Origin of the sequence: Bacillus cereus group sp. Sample62 (genome assembly GCF_036851315.1) — a bacterium.
GTDB classification, from domain to species: Bacteria; Bacillota; Bacilli; order Bacillales; family Bacillaceae_G; genus Bacillus_A; species Bacillus_A wiedmannii.
This window is the reverse complement of record NZ_JAFLPK010000001.1, coordinates 126,193-150,000: the sequence shown is the minus strand read 5'-3', so window position 1 is coordinate 150,000 and position 23,808 is coordinate 126,193. Positions and strand designations below refer to the sequence as shown.

The following is a 23,808-nucleotide window of genomic DNA, read 5'->3' as shown; positions in this document are numbered from 1 at the left end:
TGCAACCTTCTTCCTTTCTGCTGCATGGGCAGAAAGACACCCTGATGTTGTTGAACGCATCATAAAAGATGGACATGAAATCGGTAGTATGGGTTATAATTACACATCCTACACTTCTCTAGAGACAAATGAAATACGAAGAGATCTTTTACGAGCACAGGATGTTTTTACAAAACTCGGTGTGAAACAAGTCAAACTATTACGTCCACCTAGTGGAGACTTTAACAAAGCAACACTTAAAATAGCAGAATCACTCGGATACACCATCGTCCATTGGAGTAATAACTCAAACGACTGGAAAAACCCAGGTGTAAACAATATCGTTTCCAATGTCTCTACTAATTTAAAAGGTGGAGATATCGTCTTATTACATGCATCCGATTCTGCCCTTCAAACAAATAAAGCTTTACCACTGCTTCTGCAAAAATTAAAGAGTGACGGATATGAGCAAATATCAGTATCACAACTTATTTCTAACACAAGTACAAAAAGTAAAGATGTAAGGTAATTCTTCCCCCTCGTGCCTTCACACATAAAAAGCTCTACTACCTATCATTAAGGTAGTAGAGCTTTTTTCATCCCGATATTTACATTCGTACAACTACCCTGCATAAAAACTCAAAAATCTCTCTTATTTAAGCCGACTTACTCGCCTTTCCAATTAAACGATGTAATATAAGTAACTGATATGCATTACATAATAAAAGTGGTATCACCATTAAATACAACCAATCTGTATCATTAATACGAAGCGCTGGTACCCACTCAAGAATTGTTACAACAACCATAAAGAACAAAGCGGGCACAAATGCCTTTCTATTCGTTTCTTTACTTTTTATGTAAGCAACAATCGCCCCAAACACAAATAATACACCTGCAACAAGTATGTTATTCCCTAACGAAACTTCCCCATTTGCAATCAATACGGATCTTAAATACACGAAATCAAATAAAACGAATGCAATAAAGAAGAGCTGGACTGCATTCCATAAAGAAGGTGACCTGAACATCCCCAGTCCAAAACGATGGATTGTTAAATAGGCAAAGAACCCCATTTGACTTATAACACTAAAAATAAATCCTACACCCATCAACCAGAAGGAAACTGCTAAAATCTCCTTTCCGTCGAAATTTTGAAAAAATTTAGCGTACTTGTCCCACTCCAAAACAAATCCAATAATGACCGTGCTAATCCCACCAAGAAACAACGTCGTAAAAAACAGTCGTACCCACTTGCGGCTATTCACAACACATCCCCCATTATCCTTATATTTCTAATTAAATTGTATCAATGACAATTTCAAAAAGCTAGCCATGTTCATGTATAAATTTCTTAAAGATATTTATATTAAAAAGAGAGAACTGTGTTGAAAGGAGTTCCAACTTATGAAACGGATGCTGCTCGTTTTGACTTCTTCTTTTCTATTTCTTGTACTTGTAGCATGTGCACAAGAAAAAGAAGCAAAGTCCGAACTTGATTATGACCAAACGAAGAAAATGATTGTTGATATTTTAAAAACCGATCAAGGTAAGAAAGCCATTCAAGATGTGTTAACTGATGAAAAAATGAAACAAGCACTCATACTAGATGAAACAGTAGTAAAGAAAACGATTGAAGATGCAATGGTATCCGACAAAGGGCAACAATTCTGGGAAAAGCTCTTTAAAGACCCTGAGTTCTCATCGAAATTCGCTAAAAGTATGGGAAAAGAACAAACGACCTTAATGAAAACATTACTAAAAGACCCTGAATACCAAGCAGGCGTTATAGAAATTATGAAAAACCCTGAAGTAGAAAAAATGATGTTACAAACAATGAAGAGCAAAGAATACCGCCAATATTTACAACAAGTACTAACAGAAACTGCTGAAAGCCCACTCTTCCAAGCTAAGATGATTGATATTATTAGTAAAGGTGTACAAAAGGCCGAAAAAAGTGGATCTGATAAAAAAGAAGCAGGCGGTGAAGGTGGTTCCCAAGACGGTAAAAAGGAGCAACAGTAAAAATAATAATTATAATAATGAGTGGACAATATATGTATCGTCCACTCATTATTATTTTATTTTTGTGTGATAGCTATTTTATCAATTACTGTCTCAGCTATCGTACGATAAATAAGACCCGTCGTATGTGTATCTTCATATACTGACGGTGCAAAGTCATCTTTATTCCAATCAGGTTGTTGAAGCGGGATTCGGCCAAGTACTTCTGTTTGAAGTTCTGTAGCTAATTTATCTCCTCCACCTCTTCCAAACACATATTCTTTTTCACCAGTTGTTTTACTTTCAAAATACGCCATATTTTCAACAACACCAAGAATACTATGTTCTGTACGTAAAGCCATAGCTCCAGCACGCGCTGCCACAAATGCCGCTGTTGGATGTGGCGTTGTTACAATAATCTCTTTACAAGCTGGCAACATTGAATGTAAGTCTAGCGCAACATCACCTGTACCCGGTGGTAAATCTAAAACTAAATAGTCTAAATCGCCCCACTCTACTTCTGTAAAGAAGTGATTTAACATTTTCCCAAGCATAGGGCCTCTCCAAATAACCGGTGCATTATCTTCTACAAAGAATCCCATTGAAATTACCTTTACGCCTAGACGCTCCACTGGAATGATTCTATCTCCTCTTACAACAGGACGTTTTTCTATCCCCATCATATCCGGTACGCTAAAACCATAAATATCAGCATCGATGATACCAACCTTTTTACCTAGACGAGCTAAAGCAATAGCAAGGTTAACAGAAACTGTTGATTTTCCGACTCCACCTTTTCCACTCGCCACTGCTAAAAATGTTGTTTTTGAATTCGGTGACAATAAAGATTCATTTTGCTCTTCTTCCTGTTCCGGTGCAAACTGAGCTAATTCCTCTTCCGCAAATTCTGCAAAGCGAAGCCCTACTGTTGCTGCTCCTAGTTCTTTTACTAACTTTACAATTCCAGATTGCAATTGCATTTGTTCCGCTGTACCGGTTTTTACGATTGCAATTTTAACACTTACATGTTCCTTCTCAGGCTTAACTGTTACCTCTTTAATTGCACCTGTTTCTTTTAACGTTTTATGTAAAAATGGATCTACAATCCCTTCTAACGCTTCCACTACTTGCTCTTTCGTTACCATAGTTAACCCAGCCCCCTGTATGAAAAATAACGTAATGTTAATTAAATTTATCTCTCTTTATTTTTAAAATAAATGCGTTTACATTTCCAGTATAACATATTTTCGGAAAACTTCGTTAACGAGAGAAACTCAAAAAATCCTCCTTATTCTGGAGGATTCCCTTTTTCCGTGAAATAACGTAATATACCACGATATACTGCAGCCGCTACCTTTTGCTGATATTTCTCCGAATTTAACATATACCTTTCGTTTACATTCGATAAAAAGCCAGCTTCAATTAGAGCACCTGGTGTTTTCGCATACTTCAATAAATACACATGAGAAATTGTTTTAGCAGAACGATTCGTATTCTCTAAACTCGTTCTCAATTCAGCTTGTATAAATTTCGCAGCACGTTCATTTTCAACCGAAGAACGGTAATAGAACGTTTGTGCGCCTTTCGATCCACTGCTAGTTAAAGCATTTAAATGAATACTCGCAAAAAAGTCTACATCAGGCTTATTAATAATCTCTACACGCTTTTTTAAATCCTCTGCTTTACGTCTACTATATGATTTTGTATCTTTCTGAGCTAAATCATAATCTCCCTCACGTGTTAAAATAACTAGTGCACCTTGTTCTTGTAAATAATCTTGTACCTTCTTTGTAATTTCAAGCGTAATATCTTTTTCTATAATATCTTTTCCACCAACTGCCCCTCCGTCTGGCCCACCATGCCCAGCATCTAATACAATCACTTTCCCTGATAAGGGTAAATTCCAAGCTCGCCACGATTTTGTAATTTGAAATTCTTGTTTGACTAAAAAAAACAAAATAACCGCAGCGAGTGCAAAAGAGATAATTCGAATTCTCTTCATACCTTTCCTCCTCCAGCTAGTCCCTCTAATTACTTATATGGGACAAGAGGAAAGTTTATGCTTGTCTTAATGAAGCTTTAATCGATATCTTCTTTCACCTTTTTCATATCCTTCCTGCCACCATAAGCCGATAAACTGCTGGCAAGATTCAAAAAGTAATTCCTCATCTTGTAACTTAATTTCCCGCATAGTCATGCTCGTTAAAAATTGAAATAGTGTTTCCGTTAATTGTTGCTCTTCTTCTAAGGCTCTATATTTCACATCAAAGAATGATTCACCATAATAACCAAACTTACTGTATCTCGCTCCTAATAAATACGATTCTATCCCTAATTCAATACAGTAATCTTCATACTGACGATGAAGTTCCTGCATCTGAAAGGCATCCCTAATATTTGAACGTAATGTTTTTAATGATAATTCTCGCAGCATCTTCCGTTCATATTTCAACTGCTTTTCTTTTTGTTTTTCTTGTAAGCTGACAATGACATTCATAGTACTTATAAACCTCCCTAATACGTATTAGTCTAAACTTCTAAAGAAGAAGCATACGCGAGAGAATAGCACTAAAATATTCCAAACTACAAAAATTACAAAAGAGGAATGAAACATAAAAAAACCCCAACCAAAATGGTTGGGGTTTGTAGTTCGCAAAAATTAACGTTTTGAGAACTGAGGTGCACGACGTGCGCCTTTAAGACCGTATTTTTTACGCTCTTTCATACGTGCGTCACGAGTTAATAGACCTGCACGTTTTAGTGTTAGACGGTATTCTGGATCAGCTTTTAATAAAGCGCGAGAAATACCGTGACGAATAGCACCAGCTTGACCAGTGTATCCACCACCATTTACGTTTACAAGTACATCGTAGTTACCTAAAGTTTCTGTTGCAACTAGAGGTTGTTTCACTACTTCACGTAATGCAGCAAATGGGATATAGTTTTCAAAATCACGACCGTTAATGATAACGCGTCCTTCGCCTGGAACTAGGCGTACGCGCGCTACTGAACTCTTACGACGTCCAGTGCCATAGTATTGAACCTGTGCCAAAGTAAGCCCTCCTTTAATTGATTATCCGCGAAGTTCGTAAACTTCTGGTTTTTGTGCTTGGTGTGGATGCTCTGCTCCAGCATACACGTTTAATTTCTTAGATACTTGACGCCCTAAACGTCCTTTTGGAAGCATCCCTTTAATTGCAAGCTCTAACATTTGTACAGGGTAGTTTGTACGCATTTCTAGAGCTGTTCTTTGTTTAAGTCCACCTGGGTGGTTAGTGTGACGGTAGTAAATTTTATCGTTTAATTTATTACCTGTTAAATGAATTTTTTCAGCGTTAATAATAATTACATGATCACCCGTGTCAACGTGTGGTGTAAATGTAGGTTTGTTTTTACCGCGTAAAATAGATGCTACTTCAGTAGATAGGCGACCTAAAGTTTGACCTTCAGCATCAACCACATACCATTTACGCTCAACTTCGTTAGCTTTTGCCATAAAAGTCGTACGCATGTGTTTCCCTCCTCGTTATCTTTTCCATAGAAAAAATCTATTGTTTATCTTAAACACGATTTCCTTCCGGGGCTAATCGTGGTTTTAGAAACAATACCATATGTTATGATATACTTTTGAGTTTCTAATGTCAAGCAAATGTTACACCAGGATTAGTTGTTATAGTTTACCTGCCATAAGTAAAGTCCATGACCTGGAGCCATCTTTCCAGCAAACTGACGATTTTGTTTCGCTAAAATCTCTGGAATGCTATCAGGATCAAGCTTTCCTTGCCCTACGCTAAGTAACGTACCAACAATAATTCTGACCATATTATATAAAAATCCATTACCTACAAAACGAAAAATTAATTCATCGCCTTGCTCAATTAACTCAATTTCATAAATCGTTCGCACTTTATCTTTTTTGTCAGTTTTTGCCGAACAAAAAGAAGTGAAATCATGCGTTCCAATAAAATAAGGAATCGCTTTTCTTATAGAGCTTATTTCGAGCGAGTATGGATATTGATATACGTAATTTCTACGGAATACATCCGCAGTCTTTGATAATAATACACGATAACGATATTCTTTTCTCTCGACACCGTAACGCGCATGAAATTCTTCTGTTTTTTTCTCTACCTGTCTGATAACAATATCATCTGGCAACATTGTGTTTAATGCATTACTCCATTGCCACTCTTCAAGAGACAACGGTGTATCAAAGTGTATGACTTGTCCTTTAGCGTGAACGGTAGAATCCGTTCTGCCCGATGCCTGAACACGAACAAGTTCTCCTTTATGCAATTTCTGCAAAGCTTTCTCAATCTCTTGTTGAACAGTACGTTGCTGCGGCTGAATTTGATAACCACAAAAATGCATGCCATCATATGCAACCGTACATTTTATTCTATCCATTTCTCTATTCTCCATTACGATCGCACCCATGCCAAAATACAAGCTAAACAAAGTAAGCTTATAATTGTTACTGTATCGCTTGTTTTCCAGCGTAGTTGCCTAAATTTAGTACGTCCTTCGCCATTTTGATATCCACGTGCTTCCATAGCAATTGCTAAGTCCTCAGCACGCTTAAAAGCACTGATAAATAGAGGAACGAGTAGTGAGATAATGGCTTTTATCCTATCTTTTATCGGTCCTCCTGCGAAATCAATACCACGTGAAGCTTGTGCCTTCATTATTTTACTCGTTTCATCCATTAATGTCGGAATAAAACGAAGAGAAATTGACATCATTAATGCGATTTCATGAACAGGAACTTTTATACGTTTCAACGGCTTTAATAACGTCTCCAAACCATCTGTAATCTCAATGGGTGTCGTCGTTAACGTTAATAATGTCGTCATTAAAATAATAACGAAGAATCGTATAGAAATGTATATCCCTTGCTCTAATCCTTTTTCATGTATCGAAAACCAACCAAGCTGGAATAGTACTTCCCCTTCTTTATTTGTAAAAATATGCAGGAAAAATGTAAAAAGAAAAATCCATAGAATTGGTTTTAAGCCCGAAAGTACATAACGAATCGGCACTTTTGCAAAAAATAAAGCAATGAGTGCATATAAAAATAAAAATCCATATGAAATCGCATTATTTGCTAAGAAAACAACAAATACATATAAAAAGACAATCAGCAGCTTCGTACGTGGATCAAGTTGATGAATAAGAGACTTCCCTGGAATATACCTTCCAATAATCAACTGCTGCATGATTCATGACCACCTTTTCGTAACACCTGCACAACTTCATGAGTAAGATCCTCTAAAGATAAGGTAGCCTTTGGGATTGAAATGCCAAACTTCTCTTCAATTGCACGTTTATACTTTAAAGACATAGGAAGATCCACGCCGATTTTCTCTAGTTCATCAGCATGTGAAAATACTTCCTCTGCACTTCCTTGCAAAAAGACCGTTCCTTTATGCATGACTACAATCTGCTCCGCATACTTAGCAGCATCCTCCATATTATGTGTTACTAGGATAACTGTAAGACCTTTTTCCTTATGCAGCTTATAAAACATCTCCATAAGTTCATTCTGCCCTTTTGGATCTAGTCCTGCTGTAGGTTCATCTAATACAAGCACTTCGGGTTCCATCGCCAATACACCCGCTATCGCAACACGCCTCATTTGCCCACCACTTAACTCAAATGGTGAACGTGTTAACAGTTCTGGTTCTAACCCTACAAGTTCAATTGCCTCTCTTGCCTTTTGCTTCGCTTCTTCTACAGATACCCCAAAATTAGTAGGGCCGAAACAAATATCTTTCTCCACAGTCTCTTCAAACAACTGATGTTCTGGAAATTGAAAGACAACCCCTACCTTTTTACGTAGTGGCTTTAGCTTTTTTTCTTTCTTTCCTGCCGAAATGAATTGTTCACCAATTTGAACTGTTCCATTCGTCGGCTGCAATAAACCATTTAAATGTTGAATCATCGTCGACTTACCTGAACCAGTATGACCGATAATGGCATAATAGCCCCCACTTGGAAACGACACGTCTACATCATAAAGTGCGCGTCTTTCAAATGGAGTTTTATATTGATAACGATGTTCTACTTTTTGGAATGTAATCTCCAAAGTTCGTTCACCAAGCTTTCCATTGTAAGATGCGTATTTTGCAAGAGAATTTCATTTCTTTTTAATAATTCTGCTATTTTCACTGAAAATGGTACATCTAATCCAATTTCTTGGAGCATATGAGAGGACTTGAAGATTTGCTTTGGAGTCCCTTCCTCTAATATTTCTCCCTTATTTAAAATAATGACACGGTCTGATTGTGCCGCTTCTTCTAAATCGTGCGTAATTGATAACACGGTAATACCTTTTTGATTAACAAGTTGTCTAACCGTTTCTACTACTTCACGTCTCCCTTGAGGATCTAGCATTGACGTTGCTTCATCTAATATCAAAATAGATGGCTGAAGTGCTAAAACGCCTGCTATTGCCACTCGCTGCTTTTGCCCACCAGATAACGAATGAGGTTCATCATTAAGATAATCTTCCATACGGACAAGTTTGAGGGCCTGATTTAATCTTTCTACCATTTGCTCTCTTGGCATTCCGATATTCTCTAAGCCAAAAACAACGTCGTCTTGCACTGTCGTTCCAACAAATTGATTGTCTGGATTTTGAAATACCATCCCAATTTGTTTTCGAACATCCCATACCGTGTCCTCTGATAAAACCATTGTGTCATTTACTGTGATAGTCCCTGCTTCCGGCAAAAACAAACCATTCAATAATTTTGCAAGTGTAGACTTCCCTGAACCGTTTTGTCCAATAACAGATACCCATTCTCCCTCATACAAGGAAAATGAAACATCTTTTAATGCATAAGTGGCTGCCCCAGGATATTGAAATGATATATTTTCTGTCCGAAGTTTCTCTTTTTTCAATACAAGGCACCCTTTCCTTCGCCAAGTTAGCCTATTTTTATATTTAAAAAAAAGGGCCATGACCAGTTTCTTGAAAAGAACTGTCCTGCCCTTTTAATTATCATTATACTAACTCGATAATTACCATTGGTGCTGCGTCTCCGCGACGTGGACCAATTTTTGCAATACGAGTGTATCCGCCTTGGCGCTCAGCATAGCGTGGAGCTACATCAGCGAATAATTTTTGAAGTGCATCTTGACCAGTCTCAGCGTTAGCTACTTCATTGCGAATGAAAGCTGCTGCTTGACGACGAGCGTGAAGATCTCCGCGTTTACCTAAAGTGATCATTTTTTCCACTACAGAACGAAGTTCTTTTGCACGAGTTTCTGTCGTTTGGATGCGCTCGTTGATAATTAAATCAGTAGCTAAATCACGTAACATAGCTTTACGTTGCGCACTTGTACGGCCTAATTTTCTGTATGCCATTCGTAGTTCCCTCCTTTGTTGATGGGTTTAAATCCTCAGTCGTCTTTACGTAAACCTAAACCTAATTCCTCAAGTTTATGTTTAACTTCTTCTAAGGATTTACGTCCTAAGTTACGAACTTTCATCATATCTTCTTCTGTTTTGTTCGCAAGCTCTTGTACAGTATTAATTCCTGCACGTTTTAGGCAATTATAAGAACGAACAGAAAGATCTAGTTCTTCGATAGTCATCTCAAGAACTTTCTCTTTTTGATCTTCTTCCTTCTCGACCATAATCTCAGCATTTTGTGCTTCATCAGTTAAACCAACAAAGATATTTAAATGCTCAGTTAAGATTTTGGCACCTAAAGAGATAGCTTCTTTTGGCCCGATGCTTCCATCCGTCCATACATCAAGCGTAAGCTTATCATAATTAGCCACTTGTCCGACACGTGTCTTTTCCACTTGGTAAGTCACACGTGATACTGGAGTATAAATAGAATCAATAGGAATTACTCCTATTGGTTGATCTTCGCTTTTATTTGCATCAGCTGGCGTATACCCACGGCCACGCTTTGCAGTTAAACGCATGCGGAAATGCGCATTTTTTGCTAACGTTGCAATGTGTAAATCTGGATTTAAGATTTCTACATCACTATCATGAGTAATATCAGCAGCTGTGACAATACCTTCGCCCTGCACATCAATTTCCAACGTCTTCTCTTCTTCAGAGTAGATTTTAAGAGCTAACTTTTTCAAGTTTAAGATGATCGTCGTAACGTCTTCTACTACGCCCTCAACTGTTGAAAATTCATGTAATACGCCATCGATTTGGATAGCAGTAACAGCGGCACCAGGGAGTGAGGATAAAAGAATACGACGTAAGGAGTTACCCAAAGTAGTACCATATCCACGCTCAAGCGGTTCAATTACGAATTTACCATATTTAGCATCTTCGTTAAGTTCAACCGTTTCGATTTTCGGCTTTTCGATTTCAATCATTAACTAAACCCTCCTTCAAAACGTCGAAACCCCGGTTAAACAAAGGGATACCCCCTGTCTAACCGAAAGTCCCCCTTAGGCAGTTCCCGATTGTGCACAACAAGCGATGTTTCTGTACGAAATTTCTCGATAATGCATCATATCCATTATAGACAAAAGGGAAAATTCTATACAGAAAAATTACACACGACGACGTTTTGGTGGACGACATCCATTATGAGGAACTGGAGTAACATCTCTAATTGCTGTTACTTCTAGACCTGCAGCTTGAAGAGCACGAATTGCAGCTTCACGACCAGCACCAGGACCTTTAACAGTAACCTCTAAAGTTTTTAAACCGTGCTCCATTGCAACTTTAGCAGCAGCTTCAGCAGCCATTTGCGCAGCGAATGGAGTAGACTTACGAGATCCACGGAAACCAAGTGCACCAGCACTAGACCAAGAAAGTGCGTTACCATGAGTATCTGTAAGTGTTACGATTGTGTTGTTGAAAGTAGAACGAATATGAGCTATACCAGCTTCAATATTCTTTTTCACACGTTTTTTACGAGTGTTTGTTTTACGTGCCATTGTTAGTTCAACCTCCTTTACTTATTATTTCTTTTTATTTGCTACTGTACGACGTGGACCTTTACGTGTACGAGCATTGTTTTTAGAGTTTTGACCACGAACTGGTAAACCACGACGGTGACGAAGACCACGGTAAGAACCGATCTCCATTAGACGTTTAATGTTAAGAGATACTTCACGACGAAGGTCTCCCTCAACTTTAATACGATCGATGATATCACGGATACGTCCTAGTTCGTCTTCCGTTAAATCACGAACTCGTGTTTCTGAAGAAATACCAGCTTCAGTTAGAATTTTTTCAGCAGTTGTGCGACCAATGCCGAATACGTAAGTTAAAGAAATAACAACGCGTTTGTCTCGAGGAATATCTACACCTGCGATACGTGCCATTCTGAATGCACCTCCTTCTGATTAACCTTGTTTTTGTTTATGTTTAGGGTTTTCACAAATAACCATTACTTTTCCACGTCTACGAATAACTTTACATTTTTCGCAGATTGGTTTAACTGACGGTCTTACTTTCATGTCTCGAACCTCCTTAAAGATTACGGAGTGCTATATTATTTAAAACGGTACGTAATACGACCACGATTTAAATCGTACGGAGATAATTCTACCGTAACTTTGTCTCCTGGTAAAATACGAATGAAGTTCATACGGATTTTACCAGAAACGTGAGCCAATACGACATGCCCATTCTCTAATTCTACTTTGAACATAGCATTTGGCAACGTTTCAAGAACGGTACCTTCGACTTCAATTACATCATCTTTAGCCATTCAATAGTTCTCCCTTCTTCAAATCAGTAACATTTTACACTGCTCTGAAATCCCGGAGAGCCAGCTACTTATAAAGTGGTAAGGATTTCGTATCCTGCTTCTGTAAGAGCAATCGTGTGCTCAAAGTGTGCACACCATTTACCATCTACCGTTACCACTGTCCAGTCATCAGATAGTGTTTTTACATATCGTCTTCCTTGATTCACCATCGGCTCAACACAGATGACCATTCCCGGCTTTAATCTAGGGCCTCTATTTGGTGGACCATAGTGCGGGATTTGAGGGTCCTCATGTAAGTCTTGCCCGATTCCGTGACCAACATACTCCCTAACGATCGAGAACCCATTCTCTTCAGCATGGGTTTGAACCGCATGTGAGATATTTGATAATCTTTCGCCTGGTTTTACTTGTTCTAGACCAAGATACAACGATTTTTCTGTGACATCAAGTAGCTTTTGAACAGATTCAGAAATGTTTCCAACTGGATACGTCCATGCAGAATCTCCATGGTACCCATTGTATTTCGCACCAATATCGATACTGATGATATCGCCCTCTTCGAGCTTGCGCTTCCCTGGAATTCCGTGTACAAGCTCTTCATTTACAGAAGCACATATGCTCCCCGGAAATCCGTTGTATCCTTTAAAAGATGGCGTAGCACCATATTTTCGAATCGTCTTTTCCGCTATTTGATCGAGCTCTTTCGTTGTAATTCCTGGAGTAATATGCTGTTTCAACTCTTGATGAGTTAAAGCAACGATCCTGCCAGCTTCTCGCATGATTTCTATCTCGCGAGGAGTTTTGCAGATGATCATTACGCTAAGCCTCCGATGAGAACATCGATATCAGCAAATACTTTATTGATATCTTGCTCACCATTAATGCTTTGTAAGTAACCAAGCTCCTCGTAGAAATCAAGCAAAGGTTTTGTTTGCTTAATATTTACATCTAAACGATTTGCCACAGTTTCTTCATTGTCATCAGAGCGTTGATATAATTCGCCACCACATTTATCGCACACATCAGCTTTTGCTGGTGGATTGAATTCTAAGTGGTAAGTCGCACCGCACTCTTTACAAATGCGACGGCCTGTAAGGCGTGTTAATAACAACCCTGAATCCACATTAATGTTTAAAACATAGTCGATTTTTTTACCAAGATCTTTCATAATCTCTTCAAGAGCTGATGCTTGTGCAACAGTTCGTGGGAAACCGTCTAGTAAGAAACCTCTTACGCAGTCTTCTTGACTTAAACGTTCACGAACGATTCCGATTGTAACTTCATCTGGAACAAGTGCACCTTTATCAATAAAAGATTTTGCTTGTAGACCCATTTCAGTTTCAGCCTTCATAGCTGCACGGAACATATCTCCTGTTGAAATGTGAGGGATGTTATACTTGGCAACAATCTGTTCGGCTTGTGTACCTTTACCAGCACCAGGAAGCCCCATTAAAATTAAGTTCATCCTTGTTCCCCCTCAGAGTACATGAGCATGTAGGGAAGACAATTCTTCCCACTTACTCATTGCTTGATAAACCCTTTGTAATGGCGTTTTACCAGTTGGCTTTCTAGCTGCTTCATTGTTTCTAAAGCAACGCCGACAACGATTAACATACTCGTTCCACCAATCTGTGCAGATGGAGGAAGATTTCCCAATTTCGTAAAGATAACTGGTAAGATTGCAATCGCTGCTAGGAAAATTGATCCTACAAAGGTCAAACGATACAAGATTTTTGTTAGATATTGTTCCGTATTCTTACCCGGACGAATACCTGGAACATATCCACCTTGTTTGTTTAGATTCTCTGACATTTGCTCTGGATTAACCTGAACAAACGCATAGAAATATGTGAAGGCTACAATGAGCGCAACATATATGATCATTCCCACTGGGTGAGAATAGTTAAAGTTTGCAATGATCCACTGCGATACATCATGATTCGGGAAGAACTGTGCAATAGTTGGAGGCGTAATTAAGAATGAAACAGCAAAAATGACTGGAATAACACCCGCACTATTTACCTTAAGCGGTAAATGTGTGTTTTGTGCTCCAGCATGATTCCCATTCCCTCCTGTTACACGCTTCGCATATTGAATTGGGATCTTTCTAACAGCCTGTTGAATGAAAATAACACCAACAATAACCGCTAGCACAGCTAGTAAGATCAATGCAACTTTAACGATACTCATGAACAATTGATCTCCGATATTTTGAAACTGTTGTTGATACACTTGAGATATAACACTTGGGATCGCTGCGGCAATACCGCCAAAGATAAGGATGGAAATACCATTACCTACACCTTTAGCTGTAATCTGTTCACCTAACCACATTAAAAATGCAGTACCAGCAGTCAGTACCGTAGCAATGTATAAATAAGTGCTCCAACCAGGATTCAAAATTAATTGCCCACCTACCATACCGTTAAAACCGATTGACATACCAAACCCCTGAATAAACGCAAGAACAATTGTAAAATAACGCGTGAATTGCGTTAGTTTACGACGGCCCATTTCACCTTGCTTCGACCATTCCGAAAATTTAGGAACAACATCCATCTGCAATAATTGCACGATGATGGATGCTGTAATATACGGCATGATTCCCATCGCGAAGATGGAGAAGTTTTTTAAGGCGCCACCGCCAAATGTATTTAGGATACCTAAGGCATTTAATTGATCTTGTGCTTTCAGTACGTCTCCATTTGTAAATGGCACTGGGATAAACGTGCCAATCCTGAATACGATTAACATCGCTAAAGTGAATAATATTTTACGTCTTATCTCAGCAACGCGCATAAAGTTGGAGATTGTACGAAACATTAGATCACCTCAACTGATCCGCCAGCTGCTTCAATTGCTTCTTTAGCACTTGAAGAGAACTTGTGCGCTTTAACAGTTAATTTTTTCTCTACTGCGCCGCTTGCAAGAATTTTAACACCGTCGTTTAACTTGCTGATAACGCCAGTTTCCAGCAATAATTCAGGTGTTACTTCTGTACCATCTTCAAAACGATTTAACGTTGATAAGTTTACAATAGTAAACTCTTTACGGTTAATGTTTGTGAAGCCGCGTTTTGGTAAACGACGGAATAATGGAGTTTGACCACCTTCGAAGCCAAGACGAACACCGCCACCAGAACGTGCGTTTTGTCCTTTATGACCTTTACCAGCAGTTTTACCGTTACCAGAACCGATACCACGACCGACACGGTTACGTACTTTACGAGAACCTTCTGCAGGTTTTAATTCATGAAGTTTCATTCCCAGGCACCTCCTTATATTAATGAGTTATCCTTAAGCTTCTTTTACAGTTATAAGGTGAGAAACTTTGTTGATCATACCAAGAATAGCAGGAGTTTCTTCCTTAACTACAGTTGAATTCAACTTTTTAAGACCTAAAGCTTCTACCGTCGCACGTTGATCTTGTGGACGACCAATTACACTACGAGTGAGGGTAATTTCTAACTTTTTCGCCATTTGTTTTCCCTCCTTAACCTAGTAGCTCTTCTACAGATTTACCGCGTAATTTTGCAACATCTTCAGCGCGCTTAAGTTCGCTTAATCCGTTCACAGTAGCGCGAATCATGTTGATTGGTGTGTTAGAACCAAGAGATTTCGAAAGAATATCTTGTACACCAGCTAATTCAAGTACCGCACGAACAGGTCCACCAGCAATAACACCAGTACCTTCAGCAGCAGGTTTTAAGAATACTTCACCAGCTCCAAAATGACCGTTGATTGTGTGTGGAATTGTTGTACCAACTAATGGTACAGCGATTAAGTTTTTCTTAGCGTCTTCGATAGCTTTGCGGATTGCGTCTGGTACCTCTTGTGCTTTACCAGTACCGAATCCAACATGACCGTTTTTATCGCCAACTACAACTAGTGCAGCAAAGCGGAAACGACGACCACCCTTAACAACTTTCGCGACACGATTTATCGTAACTACACGTTCTTCAAGTTCTAATTTACTTGGGTCAATGCGATGCATCAATTTTCCCTCCTTTGACCATTAAAATTGTAATCCAGCCTCACGAGCAGCCTCAGCTAGAGCTTTAACACGGCCATGGTATAAGTAACCACCGCGATCGAATACTACTTCTTTAACGCCTTTCTCTACAGCACGCTTAGCAACTGATTCTCCTACTTTCGTAGCAGCTTCAGTATTGCTAGTACCGTTAAGAGCAAGGTCTTTATCAAGAGTAGATGCACTTACTAACGTTACACCATTTACATCATCAATAACTTGAGCGTAAATATGTTGGTTAGAACGGAACACGTTTAAACGTGGACGTTCTGCAGTACCAGTAAGTTTAGCACGTACACGTGCATGTCTTTTCTTACGAGTCGCATTTTTATCAGCTTTAGTGATCATTCTTGTCACTCCTTTCTCTCACCTAACGGGTTTACTTAGCAGTTTTACCTTCTTTACGACGAACAACTTCGCCTTCGTAACGAATACCTTTACCTTTATAAGGCTCAGGAGCACGTACAGCACGGATGTTAGCAGCAAATTCGCCAACACGTTGCTTGTCGATACCTTTGATTACGATTTTAGTTGGTACAGGTACTTCAACTTCAAGACCTGCTTCCGGAGTCATTTCTACTGGATGAGAATAACCTACGCTTAATACAAGTTTATCTCCTTGTTTTTGAGCACGGTAACCAACACCGACTAATTCAAGTCCGCGTGCGAAACCTGTAGTTACACCTTCAACCATGTTTCCGATTAAAGCACGAGTTGTACCGTGTAATGCACGGTGTTCCTTCTGTTCAGAAGGACGCTCAACTGTTAGTGTATTTTCTTCAATTTTGATAGACATATCAGCATTGAATTTACGAGTTAATTCACCTTTAGGGCCTTTTACTGCTACAGTATTGTCTTCTGCAATTGTAATAGTAACACCTGCAGGGATTTCAAGAATCTTTTTACCAATACGAGACATGTGGTCACACCTCCGTTCGTTTTAAATATATATTACCAAACGTATGCTACTACTTCTCCACCAGTTTGTAATTGACGAGCGTCTTTGTCTGTCATTACTCCCTTAGATGTAGAAACAAGAGCGATACCTAATCCGTTAAGTACACGTGGTACTTCATCAGCTTTAGCGTAAACGCGTAAGCCAGGTTTACTGATACGTTTTAATCCAGTGATTACACGTTCATTGTTTGCACCATATTTCAGGAAAATACGAAGGATACCTTGTTTGTTATCCTCGATGTATTCTACATCACGAATGAAACCTTCACGTTTTAAAAGTTCAGCGATCTCTTTTTTGATTTTAGAAGCAGGAACCTCTAATTTCTCATGACGTACCATGTTCGCATTACGGATGCGAGTAAGCATGTCTGCAATTGGATCTGTCATCACCATGTGTTTTACCTCCTTCCCATTTGTGGGTTTTACCAACTAGCTTTTTTAACACCAGGAATTTGACCTTTATATGCAAGTTCACGGAAACAAATACGGCAAAGCTTAAATTTGCGGTATACAGAATGCGGACGACCGCAGCGTTCGCAACGTGTATACTCTTGTACTTTAAACTTAGGAGTACGCTTTTGTTTCGCTATCATAGATTTTTTAGCCACGTTTTCGCCTCCTCTACTTAGCGTTGGCTTCCATTATTTTTGGAATGGCATACCGAATTGTGTTAAAAGTTCACGAGCTTCTTCATCAGTTTTCGCTGTAGTAACGATTACGATGTCCATACCGCGGACTTTGCTTACTTTATCATAATCAATCTCAGGGAAGATAAGTTGCTCTTTAACACCTAATGTGTAGTTCCCACGACCATCGAATGATTTCTTAGAAACACCACGGAAATCACGTACACGTGGTAAAGAAACTGATACTAATTTGTCGAAGAACTCATACATTTGCTCGCCGCGTAAAGTTACTTTCGCACCGATTGGCATACCTTCACGAAGACGGAAACCAGCGATTGATTTTTTAGCACGAGTTACAACAGGCTTTTGACCTGTGATTTGTGTTAATTCTTCTACTGCATTGTCTAAAGCTTTTGAGTTAGATACCGCGTCACCAACACCAGTGTTGATTACGATCTTTTCGATTTTCGGTACTTCCATCACAGATTTATAGTTAAACTTGCTCACAAGAGCAGGAGTAATTTCCTTTTGGAACTTCTCTTTAAGGCGATTCAATGAAGTGACCTCCTTTCTTAAGAAAATTATTTATCTAATAATTCACCAGATTTTTTTGCAATACGGACTTTTTTACCATCTTCTACTTTGAAGCCTACTCGAGTAGGTTCACCTGTTTTCGGATCTAAAACCATAACGTTAGAAACGTGAATAGGTGCTTCTTTAGTAATAATTCCACCTTGTGGATTTAATTGAGATGGCTTAGAGTGTTTTTTAACGATGTTAACACCCTCAACGATAACACGGTTTTGCTTTGGGAAAGCCACAAGGATAACGCCTTGTTTTCCTTTGTCTTTTCCAGTGATTACCTGTACTTTATCACCTTTTTTTACATGCATCTTAATTCTGCACCTCCTTAGCAAGGCAATACCTTAAATTATAGAACTTCTGGAGCTAAAGAAACGATCTTCATGAAGTTGCTATCACGTAATTCACGAGCTACTGGTCCGAAGATACGAGTACCACGTGGGCTCTTATCGTCTTTGATGATAACCGCTGCGTTTTCATCAAATTTGATATAAGAACCGTCCGGACGACGAGCTCCGCTCTTCGTACGTACTACTACTGCTTTAACAACGTCACCTTTTTTAACAACGCCACCTGGTGTTGCTTGTTTTACCGTAGCAACGATAATGTCACCAATGTTAGCATATTTACGACCAGAGCCGCCTAATACTTTAATTGTTAAAAGTTCACGTGCACCAGAGTTGTCAGCAACTTTCAAACGAGATTCTTGTTGGATCATGTTATGAAACCTCCCTTCGGACTAAAAATTCCGATTCGTCTATTTAGATAATAACCGCTTCTTCAACGATTTCAACTAAACGGAAACGCTTAGTAGCAGAAAGCGGGCGAGTTTCCATGATTTTAACGATATCGCCAAGTTTCGCTTGGTTTTGCTCATCATGGGCTTTGTACTTCTTAGAATACTTAACACGTTTTCCGTACAAGGAATGAGTTTTGTAAGTTTCAACTAAAACTGTAATCGTTTTGTCCATTTTGTCAGACACAACACGACCAGTATAAACTTTGCGTTGGTTACGTTCGCTCACTATGCAAACCTCCCCTCAATTTATCGATTAATTCCGATCTCTCTTTCACGAACTACAGTTTTCATACGAGCAATTGCTTTACGCACTTCACGAATGCGAGTTGGATTCTCTAATTGTCCTGTAGCAAGTTGGAAGCGAAGATTGAACAATTCTTCCTTTAAAGCTTTAACTTTTGTTTCGATTTCGGCAGTGGTTAATTCACGAATATCATTAGTTTTCATTAGATTCACCACCATTTTCTTCACGTTTTACGAATTTACATTTCACAGGTAACTTGTGAGCTGCAAGACGTAATGCTTCGCGTGCTACCTCTTCAGATACACCCGCGATTTCGAACATAATTTTCCCAGGTTTTACTACTGCTACCCAGCCTTCTGGTGCCCCTTTACCGGAACCCATACGTACTTCTAGAGGTTTTGCAGTGTAAGGTTTAGAAGGGAAAATTTTAATCCATACTTTACCGCCACGTTTCATGTAACGAGTCATTGCACGACGAGCAGCTTCGATTTGACGGTTTGTAATCCATGAAGCAGCTTGTGCTTGTAAACCGAATTCACCGAAAGCAATTTCAGTTCCACCTTTTGCACGACCACGCATTTTACCACGATGCTCTCTACGATATTTTACGCGTTTTGGCATTAACATATTATTTTCCTCCTTCCTCAGAAGCTTTCTTTTTTGTAGGAAGGACTTCTCCACGGTAGATCCATACTTTTACGCCTAATTTACCGTATGTTGTATCAGCTTCAACTGCTGCATAGTCAATATCAGCGCGAAGTGTATGAAGTGGAACAGTTCCTTCACTGTAAGATTCTGCACGAGCGATATCAGCTCCGCCAAGACGACCAGAAACCTGTGTTTTAATACCTTTAGCACCTGCACGCATAGCACGTTGAATAACTTGCTTTTGTGCACGACGGAATGATACACGGTTTTCTAATTGACGAGCAATGTTTTCGCCTACTAATTTAGCGTTAAGATCAGCTCTCTTAACTTCTAAAATGTTGATGTGTACACGCTTGCCTGTTAATTGGTTAAGAGCTTTACGAAGTGCTTCAACTTCAGTACCACCTTTACCAATTACCATACCAGGTTTTGCAGTGTGAATTGTAACATTTACACGATTTGCTGCACGTTCAATTTCTACTTTAGCAACAGCAGAATCTTTTAAGCGTACAGTAATGTACTCACGGATTTTGATGTCTTCATGTAATAATGTAGCATAATCTTTTTCTGCGAACCAACGAGATTCCCAGTCACGGATAACGCCGACACGAAGACCAATTGGATTAACCTTTTGACCCATCGATTATCCCTCCTTCTTTTCTGATACCACAACTGTGATGTGGCTTGTGCGTTTGTTAATTTGGCTTGCACGACCCATTGCACGTGGACGGAAACGTTTCAACGTTGGACCTTCGTCAACGAAAACTTTTTCAACAACTAGGTTGTTAATATCCATCTCATAATTGTGCTCTGCATTTGCGATTGCAGATTTTAAAACTTTCTCTACAACTGGAGAAGCAGTTTTTGGTGTGTGGTTAAGGATAGCAATCGCTTCACCCACTTGCTTACCTCGGATTAAGTCTACTACTAAACGAACTTTACGAGGAGCAATACGAACTGTTCTCGCTACTGCTTTAGCTTGCATTGAAGTGCCTCCTCTCATTATCTTCTAGTTTTCTTATCGTCAGCAAGGTGACCTTTATACGTACGAGTTGGTGCGAATTCACCTAACTTATGGCCAACCATATCCTCAGTGATGTACACAGGTACGTGTTTACGACCATCATATACAGCGATTGTGTGTCCGATGAACTGAGGGAAGATTGTTGAACGGCGAGACCAAGTTTTAACAACTTGTTTTTGCTCAGATGCAACTAATTTTTCCATTTTGTTCATTAAGTGATCATCGACAAATGGTCCTTTTTTTAAGCTACGAGCCATTTTGGTGCCTCCCTTCGTGATTGGCGTACGGTTCTAGAAATGAACCGTACTACAATCCCATTATTTTTTACGACGACGAACGATGAATTTGTCAGACGCTTTGTTTTTCTTACGAGTCTTGAATCCAAGAGTTGGTTTACCCCATGGAGACATTGGAGACTTACGTCCGATTGGAGAACGTCCTTCACCACCACCGTGTGGGTGATCAACCGGGTTCATTACAGAACCACGAACTGTTGGGCGTTTACCTAACCAGCGAGAGCGACCTGCTTTACCGATTTTGATAAGTTCGTGCTGTTCGTTACCTACTTGACCGATTGAAGCGCGACAAGCAGATAATACAAGACGTACTTCACCAGAAGTTAAACGTACAAGTACGTATTTACCTTCTTTACCAAGTACTTGAGCAGATGTACCAGCAGAACGAACTAATTGTCCGCCACGACCAGGCTTAAGCTCGATATTATGAACAACAGTACCTACTGGAATGTTGATTAATGGTAATGCGTTACCGATTTTGATGTCAGCTTCTGGGCCAGACATAACTTCCATACCTACTTCTAAAGATTTAGGAGCAAGAATGTAACGTTTTTCACCGTCAACGTAGTTAATTAATGCGATATTCGCAGAGCGGTTTGGATCGTATTCGATCGTAGCAACGCGTCCTGGAATTCCATCTTTGTTACGCTTAAAGTCGATGATACGGTATTGACGCTTATGTCCGCCACCTTGATGACGTACAGTAATTTTACCTTGGTTATTACGACCAGCCTTCTTGCTTAAAGGAGCAAGTAATGACTTTTCTGGTCTGTCAGTCGTGATTTCAGCGAAATCATTCGTAGTCATATTACGACGACCGTTAGTAGTTGGATTATACTTTTTAATTCCCATCTCAATTTCCCTCCTTCTTTAGTAAGAATTAAACGCCTTGGAAGATTTCGATTTCTTTGCTGTCAGCAGTTAGCTTAACGATTGCTTTACGACGACGGCTAGTAAAACCAGCGTGACGACCAACGCGTTTTGCTTTCGGCTTGTAGTTCATGATGTTCACTTTTTCTACTTTAACACCAAAGATCGCTTCAAGAGCATCTTTAACTTCTGTTTTATTAGATTTAACGTCCACATCGAACGTGTATTTTTTTTCAGCCATCATTTCCATAGAACGTTCAGTGATAACTGGGCGCTTAATGATATCACGAGGATCTCTCATTATGCAAGCACCTCCTCTACTTTTTCCACTGCCGCTTTTGTCATGATTAGCTTATCATGATGAAGCACGTCTAAAACGTTTACGCCATCAGCAGTGATTACTGTTACTCCAGGGATATTGCGAGCAGATAACTCTACAGATTCGTTTGCATCAGCAGTTACGATAAGAGCTTTCTTCTCAACAGTTAATCCTTTAAGTACTGCTAGCATGTCTTTTGTTTTTGGTGCATTTAACACTAGGTCTTCAAGAACTACAATGTTGTTCTCAACTACTTTAGTAGCTAATGCAGATTTGATTGCTAAACGACGAACCTTCTTAGGAAGTTTGTACGCATAGCTTCTTGGTGTAGGTCCGAATACCGTACCACCACCACGCCATTGAGGAGAGCGGATAGACCCTTGACGAGCACGTCCAGTTCCTTTTTGACGCCATGGTTTACGACCACCACCACGAACTTCAGAACGAGTTTTTACTTTGTGTGTACCTTGACGTAAAGATGCACGTTGCATCATTACAGCTTCGAAAAGTACAGCTTCATTTGGTTCGATACCGAAAATAGCTTCAGCTAATTCGATTTCACCAACCTGTGAACCAGTTTGGTTATATACAGTAACTTTTGGCATTGGAATTCCTCCTTCCTATTGTGAATTATTTGCTAACCTTCACAGCGCCTTGAACAACTACAAGAGATTTCTTAGCACCTGGAACGTTACCTTTTACTAGTAATAAGTTGCGCTCAGTGTCAACTTGAACGATTTCTAAGTTTTGGATAGTAACTTGGTCTCCACCCATACGTCCAGCAAGTTTTTTGCCTTTGAATACACGGTTCGGAGCAACTGGGCCCATTGAACCTGGACGACGGTGATAGCGAGAACCATGAGACATAGGTCCGCGAGATTGTCCGTGGCGTTTGATAACACCTTGGAAACCTTTACCTTTAGAAATTCCTGTTACGTCAACGATTTCACCTGCAGCGAAAACTTCAACTTTTACCTCTTGACCAACCTCTAATCCGTCCACGTCTGCATCGCGGATTTCGCGAATGAAGCGCTTAGGAGTTGTAGATGCTTTAGCAGTGTGGCCTTGTTCAGGTTTGTTAGTTAACTTTTCACGTTTATCTTCAAATCCTAACTGGATTGCATTGTAGCCATCAGTTTCAGTTGTTTTCTTTTGAAGAACAACGTTTGGATTAGCAGCGATAACTGTTACTGGGATTAACTCACCGTTCTCAGCAAATACTTGAGTCATACCGATCTTTCTTCCTAAGATTCCTTTGGTCATGAGTTACACCTCCTACATTTTTAAGTTATATGAATTATAGTTTGATTTCGATATCTACACCAGACGGTAAGTCTAAACGCATTAATGAATCTACTGTTTGTGGAGTAGGACTCACGATATCGATTAAACGTTTGTGTGTGCGCATTTCGAATTGCTCACGAGAATCTTTGTACTTATGAACAGCACGAAGAATTGTGTAAATAGTCTTCTCAGTTGGTAATGGGATCGGACCAGAAACTGTTGCCCCAGAACGCTTAGCTGTTTCTACAATTTTCTCAGCTGATTGATCAAGAATACGGTGATCATAAGCTTTTAAACGGATACGAATTTTTTCTTTTGCCATTATTTTCCCTCCTTCGTTCGCCTATTTCTAAAATAGACCTTCTCCATGGAAATTTCCCCACACCATGCCATGGCAAAGCGGCCGGGTGTGTCAGCAACCTTCCACTTCATCGCAGTCAAAGACCAAC

At 39.5% G+C, this 23,808-nt stretch carries 42 protein-coding genes (1 of these 42 only partly in view); 2 read left to right on the top strand and 40 right to left on the bottom strand.

Annotation, left to right across the window (positions count from 1 at the left end; all coding sequences use genetic code 11):
• Positions 1-508, top strand: partial view of a polysaccharide deacetylase family sporulation protein PdaB gene (gene pdaB, locus J0835_RS00870; protein WP_087979127.1) — the 3' portion only. 257 nt of this gene lie to the left of the window's left edge; only the last 508 of its 765 coding nucleotides appear in the window; its start codon lies off the left edge, out of view; it ends in the stop codon at positions 506-508.
• A 127-nt stretch (positions 509-635) separates the two neighbouring features.
• Here pdaB and kbaA read toward each other — a convergent pair whose 3' ends face one another.
• Entirely contained in the window at positions 636-1,247 is a 612-nt protein-coding gene (kbaA, locus tag J0835_RS00865) for a KinB signaling pathway activation protein KbaA (RefSeq protein ID WP_087979126.1), read from the bottom strand.
• A 139-nt stretch (positions 1,248-1,386) separates the two neighbouring features.
• Between kbaA and gerD the strand changes: the two genes are divergently transcribed.
• Positions 1,387-2,004, top strand: a complete 618-nt coding sequence (gerD, locus tag J0835_RS00860) for a spore germination protein GerD (RefSeq protein WP_048562644.1) — start codon at positions 1,387-1,389, stop codon at positions 2,002-2,004.
• Between the two features lie 56 nt (positions 2,005-2,060).
• Here gerD and J0835_RS00855 read toward each other — a convergent pair whose 3' ends face one another.
• From J0835_RS00855 to rpsJ, 39 genes are all read right to left on the bottom strand, one after another.
• Complete coding sequence (locus tag J0835_RS00855; protein ID WP_087979125.1) at positions 2,061-3,128, bottom strand: Mrp/NBP35 family ATP-binding protein; 1,068 nt, start codon at positions 3,126-3,128, stop codon at positions 2,061-2,063.
• 143 nt (positions 3,129-3,271) lie between these two features.
• Positions 3,272-3,985, bottom strand: coding sequence for an N-acetylmuramoyl-L-alanine amidase CwlD (cwlD, locus tag J0835_RS00850; protein ID WP_087979124.1), 714 nt, complete (start codon positions 3,983-3,985; stop codon positions 3,272-3,274).
• A 66-nt stretch (positions 3,986-4,051) separates the two neighbouring features.
• Entirely contained in the window at positions 4,052-4,480 is a 429-nt protein-coding gene (locus tag J0835_RS00845) for a YbaK family protein (RefSeq protein ID WP_001101006.1), read from the bottom strand.
• 162 nt (positions 4,481-4,642) lie between these two features.
• Complete coding sequence (gene rpsI / locus J0835_RS00840) at positions 4,643-5,035, bottom strand: 30S ribosomal protein S9 (RefSeq protein ID WP_000079986.1); 393 nt, start codon at positions 5,033-5,035, stop codon at positions 4,643-4,645.
• A 21-nt stretch (positions 5,036-5,056) separates the two neighbouring features.
• Entirely contained in the window at positions 5,057-5,494 is a 438-nt protein-coding gene (rplM, locus tag J0835_RS00835) for a 50S ribosomal protein L13 (protein ID WP_001260795.1), read from the bottom strand.
• 152 nt (positions 5,495-5,646) lie between these two features.
• Positions 5,647-6,390, bottom strand: coding sequence for a tRNA pseudouridine(38-40) synthase TruA (truA, locus tag J0835_RS00830; RefSeq protein WP_087979129.1), 744 nt, complete (start codon positions 6,388-6,390; stop codon positions 5,647-5,649).
• 14 nt (positions 6,391-6,404) lie between these two features.
• Entirely contained in the window at positions 6,405-7,199 is a 795-nt protein-coding gene (locus J0835_RS00825; protein ID WP_001186519.1) for an energy-coupling factor transporter transmembrane component T family protein, read from the bottom strand.
• Positions 7,187-8,068 carry an energy-coupling factor ABC transporter ATP-binding protein gene (locus tag J0835_RS00820; protein WP_087979123.1) on the bottom strand — a complete coding sequence of 294 codons (882 nt, stop codon included), beginning with the start codon at positions 8,066-8,068 and terminating at the stop codon, positions 7,187-7,189. The genes J0835_RS00825 and J0835_RS00820 overlap by 13 nt, the downstream gene beginning before the upstream one ends.
• Positions 8,044-8,886, bottom strand: coding sequence for an energy-coupling factor ABC transporter ATP-binding protein (locus J0835_RS00815; RefSeq protein WP_140386633.1), 843 nt, complete (start codon positions 8,884-8,886; stop codon positions 8,044-8,046). Before J0835_RS00815 ends, J0835_RS00820 begins: the two co-directional genes overlap by 25 nt.
• Before the next feature lie 103 nt (positions 8,887-8,989).
• Positions 8,990-9,352, bottom strand: a complete 363-nt coding sequence (gene rplQ / locus J0835_RS00810; RefSeq protein ID WP_000331490.1) for a 50S ribosomal protein L17 — start codon at positions 9,350-9,352, stop codon at positions 8,990-8,992.
• A 35-nt stretch (positions 9,353-9,387) separates the two neighbouring features.
• Positions 9,388-10,332 (bottom strand): DNA-directed RNA polymerase subunit alpha, encoded by a 945-nt coding sequence (locus tag J0835_RS00805; RefSeq protein ID WP_000569644.1) that lies wholly within the window; start codon positions 10,330-10,332, stop codon positions 9,388-9,390.
• A gap of 180 nt (positions 10,333-10,512) precedes the next feature.
• Entirely contained in the window at positions 10,513-10,902 is a 390-nt protein-coding gene (gene rpsK / locus J0835_RS00800; protein ID WP_000101797.1) for a 30S ribosomal protein S11, read from the bottom strand.
• Between the two features lie 24 nt (positions 10,903-10,926).
• On the bottom strand, positions 10,927-11,292 hold the full coding sequence (gene rpsM / locus J0835_RS00795; RefSeq protein ID WP_000090790.1) for a 30S ribosomal protein S13: 366 nt from the start codon (positions 11,290-11,292) through the stop codon (positions 10,927-10,929).
• Between the two features lie 21 nt (positions 11,293-11,313).
• A complete protein-coding gene (rpmJ, locus tag J0835_RS00790; RefSeq protein ID WP_000868344.1) occupies positions 11,314-11,427 on the bottom strand; it encodes a 50S ribosomal protein L36 in 114 nt (37 codons plus the stop codon).
• A gap of 35 nt (positions 11,428-11,462) precedes the next feature.
• On the bottom strand, positions 11,463-11,681 hold the full coding sequence (gene infA / locus J0835_RS00785; RefSeq protein ID WP_001029884.1) for a translation initiation factor IF-1: 219 nt from the start codon (positions 11,679-11,681) through the stop codon (positions 11,463-11,465).
• 68 nt (positions 11,682-11,749) lie between these two features.
• On the bottom strand, positions 11,750-12,496 hold the full coding sequence (map, locus tag J0835_RS00780; RefSeq protein WP_000582542.1) for a type I methionyl aminopeptidase: 747 nt from the start codon (positions 12,494-12,496) through the stop codon (positions 11,750-11,752).
• Entirely contained in the window at positions 12,496-13,146 is a 651-nt protein-coding gene (locus J0835_RS00775; protein WP_001048998.1) for an adenylate kinase, read from the bottom strand. The genes map and J0835_RS00775 overlap by 1 nt, the downstream gene beginning before the upstream one ends.
• A 56-nt stretch (positions 13,147-13,202) precedes the next feature.
• Entirely contained in the window at positions 13,203-14,504 is a 1,302-nt protein-coding gene (secY, locus tag J0835_RS00770) for a preprotein translocase subunit SecY (RefSeq protein ID WP_000490119.1), read from the bottom strand.
• The gene (gene rplO, locus J0835_RS00765) at positions 14,504-14,944 is read right to left on the bottom strand and encodes a 50S ribosomal protein L15 (protein WP_000766083.1); all 441 of its coding nucleotides are present in this window, start codon (positions 14,942-14,944) and stop codon (positions 14,504-14,506) included. Before rplO ends, secY begins: the two co-directional genes overlap by 1 nt.
• Before the next feature lie 33 nt (positions 14,945-14,977).
• A complete protein-coding gene (gene rpmD / locus J0835_RS00760) occupies positions 14,978-15,160 on the bottom strand; it encodes a 50S ribosomal protein L30 (RefSeq protein ID WP_001085231.1) in 183 nt (60 codons plus the stop codon).
• A 13-nt stretch (positions 15,161-15,173) separates the two neighbouring features.
• Positions 15,174-15,674: a 30S ribosomal protein S5 gene (rpsE, locus tag J0835_RS00755; RefSeq protein ID WP_000554646.1), complete on the bottom strand. Its 501-nt coding sequence runs from the start codon at positions 15,672-15,674 to the stop codon at positions 15,174-15,176.
• A 21-nt stretch (positions 15,675-15,695) separates the two neighbouring features.
• Positions 15,696-16,058 carry a 50S ribosomal protein L18 gene (rplR, locus tag J0835_RS00750; protein WP_000628818.1) on the bottom strand — a complete coding sequence of 121 codons (363 nt, stop codon included), beginning with the start codon at positions 16,056-16,058 and terminating at the stop codon, positions 15,696-15,698.
• Positions 16,059-16,089: 31 nt separating this feature from the next.
• Positions 16,090-16,629, bottom strand: a complete 540-nt coding sequence (gene rplF, locus J0835_RS00745; protein ID WP_000086550.1) for a 50S ribosomal protein L6 — start codon at positions 16,627-16,629, stop codon at positions 16,090-16,092.
• A 32-nt stretch (positions 16,630-16,661) separates the two neighbouring features.
• Positions 16,662-17,060 (bottom strand): 30S ribosomal protein S8, encoded by a 399-nt coding sequence (gene rpsH / locus J0835_RS00740; RefSeq protein WP_000245511.1) that lies wholly within the window; start codon positions 17,058-17,060, stop codon positions 16,662-16,664.
• A gap of 29 nt (positions 17,061-17,089) precedes the next feature.
• Positions 17,090-17,275, bottom strand: a complete 186-nt coding sequence (gene rpsN, locus J0835_RS00735) for a 30S ribosomal protein S14 (RefSeq protein ID WP_001085700.1) — start codon at positions 17,273-17,275, stop codon at positions 17,090-17,092.
• 33 nt (positions 17,276-17,308) lie between these two features.
• Positions 17,309-17,848, bottom strand: coding sequence for a 50S ribosomal protein L5 (gene rplE, locus J0835_RS00730; RefSeq protein WP_076542645.1), 540 nt, complete (start codon positions 17,846-17,848; stop codon positions 17,309-17,311).
• A gap of 26 nt (positions 17,849-17,874) precedes the next feature.
• Positions 17,875-18,186, bottom strand: coding sequence for a 50S ribosomal protein L24 (gene rplX / locus J0835_RS00725; RefSeq protein ID WP_000558201.1), 312 nt, complete (start codon positions 18,184-18,186; stop codon positions 17,875-17,877).
• Positions 18,187-18,224: 38 nt separating this feature from the next.
• Positions 18,225-18,593: a 50S ribosomal protein L14 gene (gene rplN, locus J0835_RS00720; protein WP_000615912.1), complete on the bottom strand. Its 369-nt coding sequence runs from the start codon at positions 18,591-18,593 to the stop codon at positions 18,225-18,227.
• Between the two features lie 43 nt (positions 18,594-18,636).
• Positions 18,637-18,900, bottom strand: coding sequence for a 30S ribosomal protein S17 (gene rpsQ / locus J0835_RS00715; RefSeq protein ID WP_000004106.1), 264 nt, complete (start codon positions 18,898-18,900; stop codon positions 18,637-18,639).
• Between the two features lie 20 nt (positions 18,901-18,920).
• Positions 18,921-19,121: a 50S ribosomal protein L29 gene (rpmC, locus tag J0835_RS00710; protein ID WP_000855718.1), complete on the bottom strand. Its 201-nt coding sequence runs from the start codon at positions 19,119-19,121 to the stop codon at positions 18,921-18,923.
• Entirely contained in the window at positions 19,111-19,545 is a 435-nt protein-coding gene (rplP, locus tag J0835_RS00705; RefSeq protein ID WP_000928969.1) for a 50S ribosomal protein L16, read from the bottom strand. The genes rpmC and rplP overlap by 11 nt, the downstream gene beginning before the upstream one ends.
• A gap of 1 nt (position 19,546) precedes the next feature.
• Positions 19,547-20,206 (bottom strand): 30S ribosomal protein S3, encoded by a 660-nt coding sequence (gene rpsC, locus J0835_RS00700; RefSeq protein WP_000529958.1) that lies wholly within the window; start codon positions 20,204-20,206, stop codon positions 19,547-19,549.
• Between the two features lie 3 nt (positions 20,207-20,209).
• A complete protein-coding gene (gene rplV / locus J0835_RS00695; protein ID WP_001148024.1) occupies positions 20,210-20,551 on the bottom strand; it encodes a 50S ribosomal protein L22 in 342 nt (113 codons plus the stop codon).
• Between the two features lie 17 nt (positions 20,552-20,568).
• A complete protein-coding gene (gene rpsS, locus J0835_RS00690) occupies positions 20,569-20,847 on the bottom strand; it encodes a 30S ribosomal protein S19 (protein WP_000124452.1) in 279 nt (92 codons plus the stop codon).
• A gap of 60 nt (positions 20,848-20,907) precedes the next feature.
• A complete protein-coding gene (rplB, locus tag J0835_RS00685; RefSeq protein ID WP_000511583.1) occupies positions 20,908-21,738 on the bottom strand; it encodes a 50S ribosomal protein L2 in 831 nt (276 codons plus the stop codon).
• 28 nt (positions 21,739-21,766) lie between these two features.
• A complete protein-coding gene (rplW, locus tag J0835_RS00680) occupies positions 21,767-22,057 on the bottom strand; it encodes a 50S ribosomal protein L23 (RefSeq protein WP_001205558.1) in 291 nt (96 codons plus the stop codon).
• Positions 22,057-22,680 (bottom strand): 50S ribosomal protein L4, encoded by a 624-nt coding sequence (rplD, locus tag J0835_RS00675; RefSeq protein ID WP_001127258.1) that lies wholly within the window; start codon positions 22,678-22,680, stop codon positions 22,057-22,059. Before rplD ends, rplW begins: the two co-directional genes overlap by 1 nt.
• 25 nt (positions 22,681-22,705) lie before the next feature.
• Positions 22,706-23,338: a 50S ribosomal protein L3 gene (gene rplC, locus J0835_RS00670; RefSeq protein ID WP_000160209.1), complete on the bottom strand. Its 633-nt coding sequence runs from the start codon at positions 23,336-23,338 to the stop codon at positions 22,706-22,708.
• Between the two features lie 34 nt (positions 23,339-23,372).
• A complete protein-coding gene (rpsJ, locus tag J0835_RS00665; RefSeq protein WP_001040595.1) occupies positions 23,373-23,681 on the bottom strand; it encodes a 30S ribosomal protein S10 in 309 nt (102 codons plus the stop codon).
• Positions 23,682-23,808 lie beyond the last annotated feature (127 nt).

Coding starts and splice junctions, on each gene's coding strand:
- gerD (WP_048562644.1), top strand. CDS start 1,387: ATGAAACGGATGCTGCTCGTTTTGACTTCTTCTTTTCTATTTCTTGTA.
- J0835_RS00855 (WP_087979125.1), bottom strand. CDS start 3,128: ATGGTAACGAAAGAGCAAGTAGTGGAAGCGTTAGAAGGGATTGTAGAT.
- cwlD (WP_087979124.1), bottom strand. CDS start 3,985: ATGAAGAGAATTCGAATTATCTCTTTTGCACTCGCTGCGGTTATTTTG.
- J0835_RS00845 (WP_001101006.1), bottom strand. CDS start 4,480: ATGAATGTCATTGTCAGCTTACAAGAAAAACAAAAAGAAAAGCAGTTG.
- rplM (WP_001260795.1), bottom strand. CDS start 5,494: ATGCGTACGACTTTTATGGCAAAAGCTAACGAAGTTGAGCGTAAATGG.
- truA (WP_087979129.1), bottom strand. CDS start 6,390: ATGGATAGAATAAAATGTACGGTTGCATATGATGGCATGCATTTTTGT.
- J0835_RS00825 (WP_001186519.1), bottom strand. CDS start 7,199: ATGCAGCAGTTGATTATTGGAAGGTATATTCCAGGGAAGTCTCTTATT.
- rplQ (WP_000331490.1), bottom strand. CDS start 9,352: ATGGCATACAGAAAATTAGGCCGTACAAGTGCGCAACGTAAAGCTATG.
- J0835_RS00805 (WP_000569644.1), bottom strand. CDS start 10,332: ATGATTGAAATCGAAAAGCCGAAAATCGAAACGGTTGAACTTAACGAA.
- rpsK (WP_000101797.1), bottom strand. CDS start 10,902: ATGGCACGTAAAACAAACACTCGTAAAAAACGTGTGAAAAAGAATATT.
- rpsM (WP_000090790.1), bottom strand. CDS start 11,292: ATGGCACGTATCGCAGGTGTAGATATTCCTCGAGACAAACGCGTTGTT.
- rpmJ (WP_000868344.1), bottom strand. CDS start 11,427: ATGAAAGTAAGACCGTCAGTTAAACCAATCTGCGAAAAATGTAAAGTT.
- infA (WP_001029884.1), bottom strand. CDS start 11,681: ATGGCTAAAGATGATGTAATTGAAGTCGAAGGTACCGTTCTTGAAACG.
- map (WP_000582542.1), bottom strand. CDS start 12,496: ATGATCATCTGCAAAACTCCTCGCGAGATAGAAATCATGCGAGAAGCT.
- J0835_RS00775 (WP_001048998.1), bottom strand. CDS start 13,146: ATGAACTTAATTTTAATGGGGCTTCCTGGTGCTGGTAAAGGTACACAA.
- secY (WP_000490119.1), bottom strand. CDS start 14,504: ATGTTTCGTACAATCTCCAACTTTATGCGCGTTGCTGAGATAAGACGT.
- rplO (WP_000766083.1), bottom strand. CDS start 14,944: ATGAAACTTCATGAATTAAAACCTGCAGAAGGTTCTCGTAAAGTACGT.
- rpmD (WP_001085231.1), bottom strand. CDS start 15,160: ATGGCGAAAAAGTTAGAAATTACCCTCACTCGTAGTGTAATTGGTCGT.
- rpsE (WP_000554646.1), bottom strand. CDS start 15,674: ATGCATCGCATTGACCCAAGTAAATTAGAACTTGAAGAACGTGTAGTT.
- rplR (WP_000628818.1), bottom strand. CDS start 16,058: ATGATCACTAAAGCTGATAAAAATGCGACTCGTAAGAAAAGACATGCA.
- rplF (WP_000086550.1), bottom strand. CDS start 16,629: ATGTCTCGTATTGGTAAAAAGATTCTTGAAATCCCTGCAGGTGTTACT.
- rpsH (WP_000245511.1), bottom strand. CDS start 17,060: ATGGTGATGACAGATCCAATTGCAGACATGCTTACTCGCATCCGTAAT.
- rplX (WP_000558201.1), bottom strand. CDS start 18,186: ATGCATGTAAAAAAAGGTGATAAAGTACAGGTAATCACTGGAAAAGAC.
- rplN (WP_000615912.1), bottom strand. CDS start 18,593: ATGATCCAACAAGAATCTCGTTTGAAAGTTGCTGACAACTCTGGTGCA.
- rpmC (WP_000855718.1), bottom strand. CDS start 19,121: ATGAAAACTAATGATATTCGTGAATTAACCACTGCCGAAATCGAAACA.
- rplP (WP_000928969.1), bottom strand. CDS start 19,545: ATGTTAATGCCAAAACGCGTAAAATATCGTAGAGAGCATCGTGGTAAA.
- rpsC (WP_000529958.1), bottom strand. CDS start 20,206: ATGGGTCAAAAGGTTAATCCAATTGGTCTTCGTGTCGGCGTTATCCGT.
- rplV (WP_001148024.1), bottom strand. CDS start 20,551: ATGCAAGCTAAAGCAGTAGCGAGAACAGTTCGTATTGCTCCTCGTAAA.
- rpsS (WP_000124452.1), bottom strand. CDS start 20,847: ATGGCTCGTAGCTTAAAAAAAGGACCATTTGTCGATGATCACTTAATG.
- rplB (WP_000511583.1), bottom strand. CDS start 21,738: ATGGGAATTAAAAAGTATAATCCAACTACTAACGGTCGTCGTAATATG.
- rplW (WP_001205558.1), bottom strand. CDS start 22,057: ATGAGAGATCCTCGTGATATCATTAAGCGCCCAGTTATCACTGAACGT.
- rplD (WP_001127258.1), bottom strand. CDS start 22,680: ATGCCAAAAGTTACTGTATATAACCAAACTGGTTCACAGGTTGGTGAA.
- rplC (WP_000160209.1), bottom strand. CDS start 23,338: ATGACCAAAGGAATCTTAGGAAGAAAGATCGGTATGACTCAAGTATTT.
- rpsJ (WP_001040595.1), bottom strand. CDS start 23,681: ATGGCAAAAGAAAAAATTCGTATCCGTTTAAAAGCTTATGATCACCGT.